The following is a 14024-nucleotide window of genomic DNA, read 5'->3' on the forward strand; positions in this document are numbered from 1 at the left end:
ATGAGTGCACGACTACGGGGGATCGCGAAACAGACCGAGGAGATCGTCGGGGCGGGCCGCTACCGTCTGCCCGACGGGAGCGAGGTGCCGATATCCGAGGAGCTCACCGCGGCGCGGGCGGGCACCAGGATGTACGGCCCCGCCGCCGTACCGGTCGCACCGGACACCGACCGCACGACGGCCTTCGAGGTCACGGGCGAGAGCAGCATGGAAGCCGCTCGTCGGCTGACCGCCGCCGGCCCGGGGGCCGTCGCCGTCCTGAACTTCGCCTCCGCCCGCAATCCCGGCGGTGGCTACCTGAACGGCGCGCAGGCCCAGGAAGAGGCCCTGTGCCGCTCGTCGGCCCTGTACACGACGCTTCTGCAGGCTCCCGAGTTCTACGACCACCACCGCGCCGACCGCAGCCCGTTCTACAGCGACCGGGTCATCCACTCGCCGTCGGTGCCGGTCTTCCGCGACGACCGCGGGCGGCTGCTGGAGCGGCCGTACACGGTCGGTTTCCTCACCTCACCCGCGCCGAACGCCGGCGTGATCACCAGCCGTGCGCCACAGGAGGCGCACCGCATCCCGGCCGCTCTCGCGTCCCGCGCCGAGCGGGTCCTGGAGACCGCGGCCGACAGCGGCTACCGCAGACTGGTGCTCGGCGCATGGGGCTGCGGAGTGTTCCGCAACGACCCGGCGAAGGTCGCCGGGGCCTTCCACGCGCTGCTCGGACCGGGCGGCCGGTTCGCCGGTCATTTCGACGAGGTGGTGTTCGCGGTGCTCGACCGCACGGCGGCATCCTCGACGCTCGGCGCCTTCCGCAGCACGTTCGCCGCTCAGCTCCAGCCGTAGCGCTCGCGCAGACGCTGCACGACGGTGTCGAAGCGGGGCCGGTCCAGTGCGCACGCCTCCCGGCGCATACCGTCCTCGTGCACCCGCAGCACACGGTCCAGATCCACCCACGAGGGGCGGCGCGCGCTGTCCCACGATCCGGTACCGATCGCCACCCACTCACGGTCGTCGTCATGGGCCTTGCTGGACAGCTGCACGGCGAGCACGGTGCCCGCCTGCTCCCTGGCGACGACCAGCACCGGCCGGTCCTTGCCGCGGCCGTCGTTCTCCTCGAACGGCACCCATGTCCAGACGATCTCGCCGGGGTCGGGATCGCCGTCCCGGTCCGGGGCGTACGAGGTTCGCACCCGCCCTACCCGGTTGGGATCGGCCTCGGTCGTGGCCGCGGGACCGCTGCGGCCGGGCAGTTGGTCCACGGGGTCGCAGCCGTTCGGGCGGGAGGAGCCGGAGAAGGTCGTCACGCGGTCACCGTAGGACCTCCGGGCCGTCAGGATCCAGCCGTCCGGCAGCACAGGGAGGCCCTGGGGTGGGGGTGTTGTGAAGCCGCAGGGCATCCGTCCCCCTGCTCATTTCCGGCCAAGCTGCATCAGCGGCCCCGGAATGGTCTGGAAGGATGCCGAGGGCGATGAGCCATTCACCCGAACAGCCCTTGGAACGTTCCGTCCCCACCAGCGCCGATGTCGCCCGCCTGGCCGGGGTGTCCCGGGCCACCGTCTCGTACGTGCTCAACAACACCGCGGCCGTACGGATCAGTGAGCCCACCCGCCGGCGCGTCCGTGCGGCCGCCGAGGAACTGGGGTACGTGCCCCATGCCGCGGCCCGCAGCCTGCGCGCCGGACACACCCGCATCGTGCTGCTGCCGAGTGCGCACATCCCGGTCGGGCCGCTCTACAGCCGCTTCCTCGGCGAACTGCAGCGCTGCCTGCGCAGCCTCGACTACACCGTCGTCCAGTACGGCGGTGTCGGTCCCGACGGCGATGCGGCCGCCCGCGCCTGGGCCGAGCTGCGTCCCGTCGCCGTCGTCTCGCTCGGCGAGGTCGCCCTGACCCCGAGCGGCGTGGACGTGCTCAAGCGCTCCGGCGCCAGAGCCGTGATCACGCTCGGACCCCGGCGCGTCGAAGGTGCGCATGCGCTCGTGATGGACCAGCGCGAGGTCGGCGGCTGTGCCGTCAGGCATCTGCTCGGGCGGGGCCGTCGGTCGATCGGCGTCGTCATGCCCGAGGAGGACGGACTGCGGATGTTCTCCGAACCCCGGCTCGAGGGCGCCCGGCGCGCCGCGGCCGGCGCGGGCGCGCACATCGTGCCGCTGCCGCTGGCGTACGAGGAGGAGCCGGCCCGGGACCTGGCCGCGCGCTGGCGCTCGCTCGGCCTCGACGCCGTCTTCGCCTACAACGACGAGTACGCGATGCTGCTGATGCGTGCCCTGCAGGACGAGGGCATCGACGTGCCGGGGCGGTCCGCGTTGATCGGCGCCGACGATCTGCCCCTCGGCAGACTCCTGCGCCCGCGCCTGAGCACGGTGCAGATCGACCTCGTGGAGGGCCGGCGGCTCGCGGAACTTGTCGACCGGGTCGTCCGCGACCCGGGCAGCGAGCCCGAACGCCACGACCTGATGACGGCGCGGCCGATCCACCGCGAGTCCAGCTGACCCGCACCCGTGGGCGACGACATGCGCCCCGGGCGGCCCGTGTCTAGCGTCGCTTCCATGAGCACTCATCCGCAGCGCTTCGAGATCCTGGTGGTGCCCGAGCACATCGAGGGTGACGACGCCGCCTCGCTGGCGGAACACGCCATCCGCTCGGCCATCGTGGAAGCGACGGGACAGTTCGGCCGCTCCGGATACCCGCGCTATGTCGGGGACGGCGTCGAGGCCGACATCGACCCGGTCACCCGCACGGTCGAGGCACTGCTGGTGGACGGCGCGGAACTGGACTACGGCCTGTCGGTGCGGGTCCTCGACGCGAAGGACGACTGACCCGTGCCGACAGGCCGCCGCTCGGGTCACGCTCCGACGGGAGGACGCGCGGCGAGCGAGGGCACGCACGTCGGCGGGCCCTCCCGCACCCCGGGGCTCCCGAGGCGGCGCGCGGTTCACGCCTCGGCGGCGCCGCTCTTCGTGTCCTCGATCGACTTGCGGACCTGGTCCATGTCCAGTGCCCGTGCCTGGCCGATCACGTCCTCCAGCATGGTCTCGGGCAGCGCGCCGGGCTGCGCGAAGACCGCGACCTTGTCACGGACGATCATCAGCGTCGGAATGGAACGGATCTCGAACGCGGCGGCGAGCTCCTGCTGAGCCTCGGTGTCGACCTTGGCGAAGACCAGATCCGTATGACGCTCCGAAGCACCCTCGTAGACCGGCGCGAACTGCCGGCAGGGACCGCACCAGGAAGCCCAGAAGTCGATCAGGATGAAGTCGTTGTCCTCCACGACCTGATCGAAGTTTTCCTTGGTGAGCTCAACAGTGCTCATGACGTGCTACCTCTTCCTGACGCTCGTCGACGTCCGGCGGACTCGCCCCGCACAACGGTGTCCGGGACCGGGCTATTCCTGCCCCTGCCCATGTGGCCGAGGCGCACACCCCGGATCAGACTGGTCCTTATGACCCAAGCTGTGGAGTACGACGTCGTGGTGCTGGGTGGGGGCCCTGTCGGGGAGAACGTGGTCGACCGTGCCAGGGCGGCGGGCTTGAGCACCGCTCTCGTGGAGAGTGAACTGATCGGCGGCGAATGCTCGTACTGGGCCTGCATCCCGAGCAAGTCGCTGCTGCGCCCGGTCATCGCCCGCTCGGACGCGCGGCGGGTGCCCGGACTGAGCGCGGCGGTGCAGGGACCGCTGGACACCGGCGCGGTGCTGGCTTGGCGCGACGAGCGGGTGGGCAACTGGAAGGACGAAGGCCAGGTCGGCTGGCTGGACTCGATCGGCGCGCGCGTCTACCGCGGCCACGGCAGGCTGCACGGCCCGAAGGCGGTCGCCGTGGAAGGCCCGGAGGGCGAGCACCACCTCCTCACCGCCCGGCACGCCGTCGTGGTGAGCACCGGAAGCCGCGCCGTACTGCCCGGCATCCCCGGCCTCGCGGGTGCCGGGGCGTGGACGAGCCGTGAGGCCACCAGTGCCCGGAAGGCACCCGGCCGGCTCGCGGTCGTCGGAGGAGGTGTGGTCGGCACCGAGATGGCAACGGCCTGGCAGTCACTGGGATCGCAGGTCACGCTTGTGGTGCGCGGCGGGGGACTGTTGCCGCGCATGGAACCCTTCGTCAGCGAGTACATCGTCGATGCACTCGTCGAGGCGGGCGCCGATGTCCGGCTGAACGCGTCGGTGAGCGCGGTCGAACGCCCCGGCGGCTCGGGGCCCGTCACGCTGGTGCTGGACGGCGGCGGGCGCGTCGAGGCCGACGAGGTGCTCATCGCGACCGGCCGCGCACCGCGCACCGATGACATCGGCCTCGAGACCGTCGGCCTGGAGCCGGGCTCCTGGCTGCCGGTCGACGACAGTTGCCGGGTGGAGGGCAGTGAATGGCTGTACGCCGTCGGTGATGTGAACCACCGCGCCCTGATGACCCATCAGGGCAAGTACCAGGCCCGCATCGCGGGTGCCGCCATCGCCGCACGGGCGCAGCACGTGCCCTTGCTGGAGACCGACCGCTGGGGCGCACACACCGCGACCGCCGACCACGCCGCACTGCCGCAGGTGGTGTTCAGCGACCCGGAGGCGGCGGCCGTCGGCCTCTCGCTCGCCGAGGCCGAGCGGGCGGGCCACCGGGTCCGCGCCGTCGACTACGACCTGGGCGCGGTGTCGGGTGCCGGGCTGTATGCGGACGGCTACCGCGGCCGCGCCCGCATGGTCGTCGACCTGGACCGCGAGATCGTGCTCGGCGTCACGTTCGTCGGGCCGGGTGTCGGCGAGCTGCTGCACTCGGCCACGATCGCGGTCGCGGGTGAGGTGCCCGTCGACCGGCTGTGGCACGCGGTTCCGGCCTTCCCGACGATCAGCGAGATCTGGCTGCGGCTGCTGGAGTCGTACCGCGGCAACTGAGCGCATTCGGCCCCGCCTTGGTGTCCCGGCGGGGCCGAACCGCGTCCAGAACCTTGACGTCCGGTTCCGGTCGGGCCGATTCTGAGAGCGCTCTCAAGGGCGCTCCGAGCCGACCAGGAGGTTGAGTGTGCTTGCCACAAGGAAACTGCCGGCGTCGAGGAAACTTCCGGCATTACTCATCGCCCTGCTGCTGTGCGCAGCGGGATTCACGACCGCAGGGCCGACCGTGCGCGCCGAAGCCGCGGTACCCGCGACGATTCCACTGAAATTCACGAACAACTCGGGCCGCAGCGAGCCCGTCCACATCTACAACCTCGGCACCCTGCTCAGCACGGGGCAGCAGGGCTGGGCCGACGCCAACGGCACCTTCCACCCCTGGCCGGCCGGCGGGAATCCGCCCACCCCCGCGCCCGACGCATCCATCGCGGGACCCGCGAACGGCCAGTCCAGGACGATCCGGATGCCGAAGTTCTCCGGCCGGATCTACTTCTCCTACGGGCAGAAGCTGGTGTTCAAGCTGACCACCGGCGGTCTGGTGCAGCCCGCCGTGCAGAATCCGAGCGACCCCAACCGCAACATCCTCTTCAACTGGTCGGAGTACACCCTCAACGACTCCGGTCTGTGGATCAACAGCACCCAGGTGGACATGTTCTCCGCCCCTTACGCGGTCGGCGTGAAGGCGGGCAACGGAGCCGTACGCAGCACCGGGCGCCTCAAGCCCGGGGGCTACAACGGCTTCTACAACGCGCTGCGCGGCCAGCCCGGAGGCTGGGCCAACCTGATCCAGACCCGCCCCGACGGCACCGTGCTCAGGGCCCTCGCCCCCGGTCACGGCATCGAAGCCGGTGCCCTGCCCGCGGGCGTCATGGACGACTACATCAACCGGGTGTGGAGCAAGTACGCCACCTCGACACTGACGGTCACGCCGTTCGCGAACCAGCCGAACACAAAGTACTACGGCCGGGTCTCCGGCGGTGTCATGAACTTCACGAACAGCGCGGGCGCCGTCGTCACCTCGTTCCAGAAGCCCGACTCGGACAGCGTCTTCGGCTGCTACAAGCGGCTGGACGCCCCCAACGACCAGGTACGCGGCCCCATTTCACGCACCCTGTGCGCCGGGCTGAACCGCTCCACACTGCTGGTCAACCCCAACCAGCCGGACACGAGCAGCGCGAACTTCTACCAGGACGTGGTGACCAACCACTACTCCCGCAAGATCCATGCACAGATGGCGGACGGCAAGGCCTACGGCTTCGCCTTCGACGACGTCGGCGCGCACGAGTCGCTGGTGCACGACGGCAACCCGCAGGAGGCCTACGTGACGCTCGACCCGTTCAGCTGACCCCGTATCGGCCGCTCCCGGCGCACGCCAGGGGGCGGCCATCGCGTGGTGATCACACTGGGGCATGCTTGGCCCGGTGACCCTGCTCTCCGGCTTTCTGCCCATCTGGGCGATCACGGCGGTCGGCTGGGCGGCCGGCCGCTTCGACGTGCTCGGCCATCAGGCGCAGGCCGTCCTCGGGCGGTTCGCCTTCGCGTTCGCCATGCCGGCGCTGCTGTTCCTGACCCTGTCGCGCGCCCGGCTCTCCGAGCTCGCCGCTCCCGGGGTCGCGGTCTTCGCCGCCAGCCTCCTCATCGTCTTCGCTCTGGGCCTGGCCCTGGGCCGTCTGGTGTTCCGGCGGCGGCGGGCCGACCGGGCCATCGGCGCGATGGCCGGTGCCTACGTGAACTCGGCCAACCTCGGCATCCCGGTGGCCGTACACGTCCTGGGCGACGCCTCGTTCGCCATCGCCGCGGCGCTCTTCCAGACCCTGTTCATCACCCCGCTGATCCTGGTCCTGATCGATGAGGAGGTACGGCGAGGAGCGCAGGACCGGTGGGGACGGATCCTCCGCCTGCCGCTGCGCAACCCGATCATCGCGGCGTCAGCGGCCGGGGTGACCGTGGCGGCACTGGGCCTTCGTCTGCCGGAGGAGGTCACCACCCCCGTCCAGATGCTCGGTGGCGCGGCCGTCCCCGCCGCGCTGTTCGCACTCGGCATGTCGCTGAACACTCGGGCCGCCGGCCGCCCGAGCGCCGACGGCCGCGCGGAGAGGCGGGTGCTGGTCGCGCTGAAGATAGCCGTCCAGCCGCTGCTCGCCTATGCGCTGGGGCGCTGGGTCTTCGGTCTCGAGGGGCGCGACCTGTTCGCGGTGGTGCTGTGCGCGGGTCTGCCGACGGCACAGAACGCGTTCATCTTCGCCTCCGAGTACCGCCTCGACACCGCCCTCGCACGCGACGCGGTGCTGCTCTCCACGCTGCTGTCCATGGGATCGCTGTCCCTGATCACCTGGCTGCTCGCGTGAGCAACCAGGTGAGTCACCGTGTGGGCGGCTCGCCGGACATCGCCGATGCCATCCGCAGATGCGGTGCCGCGTCCTCCGGCCTGCCCTGCCGCTCCAGGGTGCGTCCCAGCATCAGTCGCGCGTAGTGCTCCACAGGGTCGCGCTCCAGCACGGCACGCAGCTCCGCCTCGGCCCGGCCCAGCTGTGCGGAGTGGTAGTAGGCCCGGGCGAGCAGCAGCCGGGGAGCGACCTGCTCAGGAGCCTCCTCGACCAGCCCGCTCAGGATCCGGGCCGCTGTCGTGTACTCCTTGGCGTCGAAGAACAGTCCCGCCCGGTCCCACCGCTCGGCAGCGGTTCCGTACTCGTAGTAGCTCTCGCTCACTTGTCTCTCCTCCTGGCGGGCCGGACGTGTGACCTGCAACATCCAGGGATTGTTGAATATTCCACTATAGTTTTGGAGTGGGGGGCCGACCTCTGGACCCCGTACAGGAATAGGTTGTGCGCCATGAGCAATCTCGATCGTCAGGCCGCACTGTCCGTCTGCGGCGGTCGGGGATTCGTCGTCGCCGAACCCGTCCGTGAACTCCTCAGCCCCCGCCAGGTCCCGCTCGGCGAGTCCACCGTGGTCCGGAGGTTGCTGCCCAATCTGGGCCGGCGCATGGTCGGCGCCTGGGCCTTCGTCGACCACTACGGACCTGACGACATCGCGGACGAGCCCGGCATGCAGGTGCCGCCCCATCCGCACATGGGTCTGCAGACCGTCAGCTGGCTGCACGAGGGGGAAGTGCTGCATCGCGACAGCACGGGCGTCAAGGCCACCATTCGCCCCCGCGAACTGGGCCTGATGACCTCCGGCCGGGCGATCAGCCACTCCGAGGAGAGCCCCAGGTCCCACGCCCGCTTTCTGCACGGCGCGCAGCTGTGGGTCGCCCTCCCCGACGACCACCGCGATGTCGAGCCACACTTCCAGCACCACCACGACCTGCCACGGGTCACCGCGCCCGGCCTCGCCGCCACGGTCATCCTCGGCACCCTCGACGGTGCCGCCTCACCTGGTACGACCTACAGCCCGATCGTGGGCGCGGATCTTGCCCTCGCCCGCGGCGCCGAGGCGATGCTGCCCCTCGACCCCGACTTCGAGTACGCGGTGCTCGCGATGTCGGGTGAGGTGAACGTCGACGGAGTTCCCGTGCTCCCCGGATCGATGCTCTACCTCGGCTGCGGCCGCACCGGACTACCGCTGCGCGCCGAGTCCGACGCGGGGCTGATGCTCCTGGGCGGCGAGCCGTTCGACGAGGAAATCGTCATGTGGTGGAACTTCATCGGGCGTTCGCAGGAGGAGATCGAGCGAGCCCGCAGGGACTGGACGGAGGGCTCCCGCTTCGGCGAGGTGAAGGGCTACGACGGCGACCGGCTGTCCGCGCCCGCCCTCCCGGCAGTACCGCTGAAACCGCGCGGACGAATGCGTTGACCTGGGGCTATAAGTATCGGTCTCGTTGTCGGGAGTTGCGGCTGTCGGACCACTTCGCCTGTCATGTGGAGGGGATGCTCGCGCCTCGAAGTGATCCACTCTGATGTGAGGTGCGAGCTGCGCGTGTTGGCAGCTGTGACCAGGTCTCATCAGACTCTCGCTGCCCCCTTGCTGACCCTGCTGATCGGTAATCAGATCACACTCCTCCTCGGTGGAGTGAGGTGGCTCGAGTGCGGGGTGAGGGCGTGCAGCCCCAAGCGATGCTGGTGCCGAACGGCGGCGCTCACCCGTAGGGCATTGCGGTCGACGGGGTTCCTGTGGAACCTCTTGCCGGGGCGCGGGGTCTGGCACGCGGTCCCCCAGACACCCCAGGGTCTGTCGCGGGGGCCGACCGGTCAGGTGTTGTCCGCCTCGTCCTCCCGGGCGGCGTCTCGGGCGAGCGCGGCGAGGTCCGGAAGCAGCCCGGCCAGTTCCTCCAGCAGCTTGTCCATGTCCACGACATCGAGCAGCGGGTACACGAAGCACGCCCCGTCCTCCCTGAACGAGACCGCCGGTCCGGCGAACCTCACCAGGCGCTTCGGCAGATCCGAGGCGTAGAACCGCTCGGCCGTCCCCGCGGAGTCGTTGCTCATCGTCAGGTAGGGCAGATCCTTGGAGAAGGCGAGATTGAGCTCCGCCGCACTCCAATGGCGCTCCAGACGTAGACCCGGTCCGCTGCCCCGAAGGTCGAAGCACACGATCAGCCAGTGCTGGTCGTCCCTGCGCGAAATCTGCTCGTAGCGCCTGGCGACGGTGACCTGCTGATCGCCGAGCGGGCCGGTAAGGGTGGTTCCGTGCCACGTTCGCAACAGCCAGGGGAAGTGGCCCGCGTACCCGGCCCACTCCTCTCCGTCCTTGCCGCGCTCGATCGGCTGCCAGCCGGGACGGGCGGCCAGGACGCGCATCGCCCGCTCCGCCTTGCCGACCCGGCGAGCGGTACGGACCGCGAAGGTGAGTCCGATCAGGGACGGGGCCAAGATGACGGCGAAACCAATGATCCAGCCCACCACGTACGTCCTTTCGCTCCACCCCGGGAAGTCCGTTCGCCCGCATCTTCACGCACCGGGTTGCCGCAGGACATCGGTGAAACTACGTAAAGAGCTATGGATGTAGTCGAAGCCCATGCTGCTGAGCCTGGCGCGGCCGGCCTGGCGGCCCGCCCGAGGGCCTTATGGCCGCCGCCGTCGGGGATCCGGCCGAGCTGATGACATCGGCGAGGATCAACTCGCCGAGCTGGTGGCGGTGTTGTTCGGGTCGGTGGAGCGGTCGGCCAGGCCTGCGTCTCCCTCGGCTCGACAGCGGCGGGTCCATGTGTGGGCCGTGGGGCGGGACGTACCCGTCTTGGCTGCGACATGTGCGATCGGGCGGCCGGCGCAGACACGTTCGACCAGCGGCGCCTGCCGTGAACGGTCAGCCGCCGTTGCGGTGGAACGCGGAGGCCGACCGGAAATCGACCTGGTCGAATGACGCCCCCACGGACTGCGCAGTCGGCTCCCACCGGGGATGATGACGTCTCTATGAAGGTATCGGCTGGCTGTGCAGGCAAGGTTGCGGTGGAGCGACCACTCGGGAATGAACACGCGGACGTGGTGGAGAACGGAGACGCACTGGAACCGGCGTGGGACGAGACGGCGACGATGCTGGTCGGCAGAGCTGACGAACTGAAGCGGCTCGTCTCGGTGATCGGCAGTCTGGGGCGGGACGGCGTTCCCGCTGTCGTAGACATCGCCGGAGATGCCGGCATGGGGAAGAGCCGGCTGCTGAGCGAGCTCTGTGCGCGGGCGCGGCAGGACGGGCTGACCGTGCTCCGTGGCAGGGCCACGGAGTACGAGCAGCACACTCCGTTCCAGACGTTCACGGACGCGTTCGCCGACGTCGATCGTGCCTTTCTCGACTCGGATGCCGTGCCCGAGGCGGCGGCAACGGTGCTGCGCGGAGGCGACGGTGTGCAGGGCTCGGATTCGGCTTCGGGCAACCGTGACCGGTTCGGCCTCTATCGCGCCGTCGCGGAAGTGCTGACCGGGCTCGGGGAGCGCAGCGGGCTGGTGATGGCCCTGGACGACCTGCACTGGGCGGATCCCGCGTCTTTGGAGTTGTTGGACCATGTGATCCGGCACCCCGTGGGCGGCCGGGTGCTTCTGGTCGTGGCCCGACGAGAACGGCAGACGCCGCACTCCCTTGCCGCTGCTCTGACACGCGGCGTCGACAGCGGGGCCGTACTACGCATGGCGCTGCGACCGCTGCCCGAGCAGGCGTCGATCGAGGCGCTCGCCTCCGACCTGCCACCGGGCGACGCGAAGCAGATCTATGAATCCAGCGAGGGCAACCCGCTGTACCTTCACTGCCTTCTGCACGCCTACCGGCATGGCGCGTCGTTGCGCGGCACCGCGGTCCGGGCCCACGACGACACCGCGTCCGGAGTGCCGAGCGGACTGGGATCCCTGCTCCTGGACGAACTGACTGCGCTGACCGCGACGCAGCGCCGTACCGTCGAAGCAGTGGCGGTCCTCGGCGACCATGCCACGCCCGCAATGCTGTGCCTGACGACCGGACACACCACGCCGGAGGAACTCGACGACTGCATGGGTGCACTGGCGCGGCGCGATCTGCTGCGCATGGGGTCCGACGGCCGCTGGACGCTGCGCCACCCGTTGCTGCGGACACTGGTCTACGAGAACACCGCCGCACCACGCCGTGCCGAGATCCACCGCGGCGCTGCGGACGAATTGGCCCGGGCAGGTGCCTCCGCCGCCGAGCGTGCTCATCACGTCGAGCGGTCGCTGGTCGGCTGGGATCCGGTGTCGGCGGCCGTGTTGAGTGAGGCGGCCGCCCAGTGCGCCCACACGGCGCCCGCGACGGCCGCTCATCTGCTGGACGTCGTCCTCCGGCTCATGCCGGACACGCCCGCCTGCGCACAGCAGCGTGGAGAGTTGACGCTGGCGCGCGCCAGAGCACTCGGAGTGGGCGGCAGCCTGCGGGAAAGCCGTGACCTGCTCCACACGCTGATCAGTAGGTCCGGGCAGGACGACCCATCGCTGCGCAGGGATGCGATAGCGCTGTGCGCCATGATGGAACGGCATCTCGGACACTCGCCGGAAGCGACAGCCCTGCTGCGGCGGGAACTGGCCCGCAGTCCCGGCCCCGAGCCCCGCCAGGCGGTCTCCTTGGGACTTGCGCTGGGCATGGCCGCCCTGAACACCGTCTCCTACCCCGAGGTACGTGACGAGATCGAGCGGACGCTAGCGGCGGCCCGCTCCCACGGCGACCTCATGGGAGAGATGGGGGCCTTGGCGCTGGGGGCGTTGGGAGAGGTGTACGAAGGGGAGACGGCGGCGGCCCGTCGGCTCGCCGATGTCGCCGCCCGGCTCGCAGACGGTCTGACCGACCCCAACCTCACGGAACTGTGCGAGTCGCTGGTGTGGCTGGCCTGGGCGGAAGCCCTGCTCGAGCGCTATGCCGACGCGGAGCGCCACGCCGACCGGGGTCTGGACATCGCCCGTCGCAGCGGTCAGGTCCACGTCCTGCCGCACCTGCTGAGCAGCAAGGCCTTTGTGCACCTCAACACTTGTCGGCTGCCGTCCGCCCTGGAGTCGGCCGAGGAAGCGGAATCCATCGCACGAGCCATTGGCAGCAGTGATCTCCTGGCCTTCACTCTGTGCTTCAAGGCGCTGATCCTTCTCCTGCGCTCCCCCCTGGGCGACACCAGGGCCTTGACGACCGCAGAGGAGGCCGTGGCTGCAGCCGGCGGAAGCAGACACTGGTGGGCGTCGTTGGCCAGGTGCGTGCTCGGCCACACGGCGCATGTGAGCGGCGACCCGCACCGTGCGCAGGACGCCATCCTGAAGGCCGGCGGTCCCGAACTACTGGGGCTGCAGCCCTCCACACGCCCTGGCCAGCTGGAAACCCTCGTCGGCACGGCCATCGCGGTCGGCGACACCGATCAGGCCGCGCGCTGGGCCGCACAAGCCGTCGTGGAAGCCGACCGGATGGGTCTTCACGGTCAGCGCGGGGCGGCACTGCGCGCCGAGGCGGCGCTCGCGCAGCACCACGGTGACAGCCGCGCGGCCGCACACCTCTTCGAGCGTGCCGCGCAGGCGTACGCGCCGTCCGGTGCGACGGTCTGGGAGGCGTACTCCCTGCTGCTGGCGACTGTCCAGGCGCAGGCCGCCGGCGACGGTCCGCGCGCCGTCGCGATGTGGGAGCGGGCCCGTCGTCTCGCCGACGACGGCGGCGCGCGCCTGCTGTCCGACCTGGCCTCGATTGTGCGCCCCCAGGCAGAGGAAACCTTGCGCGCACCCACGGAGCTCGACCAACTGACCACACGTGAAAGGGAGATTGCCGAACTCGTTGCCGAAGGACTGAGCAACCAGGCCATCGCGACGAAGCTGTACCTCAGCCGCCGCACGGTCGAGACCCACCTGTCGGCCATCTACCGGAAGACGTCCGTGCCGTCCCGCTCGGCACTGGCAGGTCTCATGACGCGTGCGGCCCTCGACCGTCGAGCGTGATCAACGCACCACAGGTCCGCGCGGTGAAACTACGTATTCGATTACGTAGTTCCCCTGAAGCCTGAAGGAGATGCCGCGGAGGAGACTCACGCGACGGACGACGACGGGGGGCTTCGATGACGGGCGGGTTTCCGGGCGACTGGTGGGTGCTGCTGCTCTTCCCGGTGGCGCTGTGGGTGCCGTTCGGGCTCTTCATCATGGGTACCCCGGGGGTGTGGTGCGCCAGTGGACCCGGCCGGCGGCCGTGGTTGGTGCCGCTGGAGCCGGTGGGGTCTTTGGTCACCCACACGATGCTGCCCCTGGGCGCGTTGGACGATCCGGTCCAGAGGCACGACTGCTACGGCGTCACGCGCGTGACGCGCACCCTGCGCGCCCGCCCGGGTCGGGTCTGATGGCGACGCAGGAGGGGGAGTCCGCCACCACGACCGACCGGACCTCTCTGGCCTTTCGTGGCATCACCGCCTATTTAGCGGTGTCGCTGGCCATCGCAGGGCTGTATGTGGCGTGGCTGTTCGGCGCGAAGGTCCTCGCCGGTGCCGGGTGGGTCGGCACCCCGGGCCGGCTCGTGGTCGAGCGGTGCGTGGACCACGAGTCGACCTCGTCCGACGGTGACGTCGTCCGGACGAACTGGTGCTCCGGCACCTTCCGCCCGGACGACGGCGGACCGGAGATCGAGCACGTCATGCTCAAGGGCGGCCGTGGGGGGGGGGGGGGGGCCCCCCCCCGCCCGGGGGGGGGGGGGGGGCGGACACCCGACCGCGCCACGGTGGGGGCGGGAGGGGAAAAGGAAGAGATGAGGGGGAAAGGAGTAAGGGG

General features: G+C 70.3%; 13 protein-coding genes and 1 pseudogene. 9 read left to right on the forward strand and 5 right to left on the reverse strand.

What is annotated here, in order from left to right:
- Entirely contained in the window at positions 1-834 is an 834-nt protein-coding gene (locus tag ABZ208_RS02585) for a TIGR02452 family protein (protein ID WP_356907726.1), read from the forward strand.
- Here ABZ208_RS02585 and ABZ208_RS02590 read toward each other — a convergent pair.
- Complete coding sequence (locus ABZ208_RS02590) at positions 819-1295, reverse strand: type II toxin-antitoxin system PemK/MazF family toxin (protein WP_356907727.1); 477 nt, start codon at positions 1293-1295, stop codon at positions 819-821. The two genes, ABZ208_RS02585 and ABZ208_RS02590, sit on opposite strands and share 16 nt — an antisense overlap.
- A 164-nt stretch (positions 1296-1459) precedes the next feature.
- Between ABZ208_RS02590 and ABZ208_RS02595 the strand changes: the two genes are divergently transcribed.
- Together ABZ208_RS02595 and ABZ208_RS02600 are read left to right on the forward strand one after the other, a co-directional pair.
- A complete protein-coding gene (locus tag ABZ208_RS02595; protein WP_356907728.1) occupies positions 1460-2482 on the forward strand; it encodes a LacI family DNA-binding transcriptional regulator in 1023 nt (340 codons plus the stop codon).
- A gap of 57 nt (positions 2483-2539) precedes the next feature.
- Positions 2540-2809, forward strand: coding sequence for a hypothetical protein (locus ABZ208_RS02600; protein WP_356907729.1), 270 nt, complete (start codon positions 2540-2542; stop codon positions 2807-2809).
- 116 nt (positions 2810-2925) lie between these two features.
- On the opposite strand, the gene trxA is transcribed toward ABZ208_RS02600, so the two are convergent.
- A complete protein-coding gene (trxA, locus tag ABZ208_RS02605) occupies positions 2926-3303 on the reverse strand; it encodes a thioredoxin (RefSeq protein WP_328393184.1) in 378 nt (125 codons plus the stop codon).
- Between the two features lie 129 nt (positions 3304-3432).
- Here trxA and ABZ208_RS02610 point away from each other — a divergent pair, with 129 nt between their 5' ends.
- The 3 genes from ABZ208_RS02610 to ABZ208_RS02620 all read left to right on the forward strand — a co-directional run bounded on the left by ABZ208_RS02610 (position 3433) and on the right by ABZ208_RS02620 (position 7211).
- Positions 3433-4866, forward strand: coding sequence for an NAD(P)/FAD-dependent oxidoreductase (locus ABZ208_RS02610; protein WP_356907730.1), 1434 nt, complete (start codon positions 3433-3435; stop codon positions 4864-4866).
- A gap of 184 nt (positions 4867-5050) precedes the next feature.
- Positions 5051-6208, forward strand: a complete 1158-nt coding sequence (locus tag ABZ208_RS02615) for a glycoside hydrolase family 64 protein (RefSeq protein WP_356907751.1) — start codon at positions 5051-5053, stop codon at positions 6206-6208.
- Between the two features lie 76 nt (positions 6209-6284).
- Positions 6285-7211, forward strand: coding sequence for an AEC family transporter (locus ABZ208_RS02620; RefSeq protein WP_356907731.1), 927 nt, complete (start codon positions 6285-6287; stop codon positions 7209-7211).
- Between the two features lie 13 nt (positions 7212-7224).
- On the opposite strand, the gene ABZ208_RS02625 is transcribed toward ABZ208_RS02620, so the two are convergent.
- Complete coding sequence (locus ABZ208_RS02625) at positions 7225-7572, reverse strand: tetratricopeptide repeat protein (RefSeq protein ID WP_356907732.1); 348 nt, start codon at positions 7570-7572, stop codon at positions 7225-7227.
- A 123-nt stretch (positions 7573-7695) separates the two neighbouring features.
- On the opposite strand from ABZ208_RS02625, the gene ABZ208_RS02630 reads away from it, so the two are divergent.
- Entirely contained in the window at positions 7696-8661 is a 966-nt protein-coding gene (locus ABZ208_RS02630; RefSeq protein WP_356907733.1) for a pirin family protein, read from the forward strand.
- Positions 8662-9056: 395 nt separating this feature from the next.
- Here the strand turns inward: ABZ208_RS02630 and ABZ208_RS02635 are convergent, their stop codons facing one another.
- Both ABZ208_RS02635 and ABZ208_RS02640 read right to left on the reverse strand, forming a co-directional pair.
- Positions 9057-9707 carry a hypothetical protein gene (locus ABZ208_RS02635; RefSeq protein WP_356907734.1) on the reverse strand — a complete coding sequence of 217 codons (651 nt, stop codon included), beginning with the start codon at positions 9705-9707 and terminating at the stop codon, positions 9057-9059.
- 243 nt (positions 9708-9950) lie between these two features.
- Positions 9951-10114, reverse strand: a pseudogene (locus ABZ208_RS02640) (leucine zipper domain-containing protein); the annotation flags it as partial.
- 172 nt (positions 10115-10286) lie between these two features.
- Between ABZ208_RS02640 and ABZ208_RS02645 the strand changes: the two are divergent.
- Entirely contained in the window at positions 10287-13208 is a 2922-nt protein-coding gene (locus ABZ208_RS02645) for an AAA family ATPase (RefSeq protein WP_356907735.1), read from the forward strand.
- A 116-nt stretch (positions 13209-13324) separates the two neighbouring features.
- On the forward strand, positions 13325-13600 hold the full coding sequence (locus ABZ208_RS02650) for a hypothetical protein (RefSeq protein WP_356907736.1): 276 nt from the start codon (positions 13325-13327) through the stop codon (positions 13598-13600).
- Positions 13601-14024 lie beyond the last annotated feature (424 nt).

Origin of the sequence: Streptomyces sp. NPDC006208 (assembly GCF_040613775.1) — a bacterium.
In the GTDB taxonomy this organism is placed as follows: domain Bacteria; phylum Actinomycetota; class Actinomycetes; order Streptomycetales; family Streptomycetaceae; genus Streptomyces.

Excerpts from the sequence above, each read along its gene's own strand:
- ABZ208_RS02630 (WP_356907733.1), top strand. The coding sequence starts at position 7,696 with ATGAGCAATCTCGATCGTCAGGCCGCACTGTCCGTCTGCGGCGGTCGG.
- ABZ208_RS02595 (WP_356907728.1), top strand. The coding sequence starts at position 1,460 with ATGAGCCATTCACCCGAACAGCCCTTGGAACGTTCCGTCCCCACCAGC.
- ABZ208_RS02585 (WP_356907726.1), top strand. The coding sequence starts at position 1 with ATGAGTGCACGACTACGGGGGATCGCGAAACAGACCGAGGAGATCGTC.
- ABZ208_RS02600 (WP_356907729.1), top strand. The coding sequence starts at position 2,540 with ATGAGCACTCATCCGCAGCGCTTCGAGATCCTGGTGGTGCCCGAGCAC.
- ABZ208_RS02650 (WP_356907736.1), top strand. The coding sequence starts at position 13,325 with ATGACGGGCGGGTTTCCGGGCGACTGGTGGGTGCTGCTGCTCTTCCCG.
- trxA (WP_328393184.1), bottom strand. The coding sequence starts at position 3,303 with ATGAGCACTGTTGAGCTCACCAAGGAAAACTTCGATCAGGTCGTGGAG.
- ABZ208_RS02610 (WP_356907730.1), top strand. The coding sequence starts at position 3,433 with ATGACCCAAGCTGTGGAGTACGACGTCGTGGTGCTGGGTGGGGGCCCT.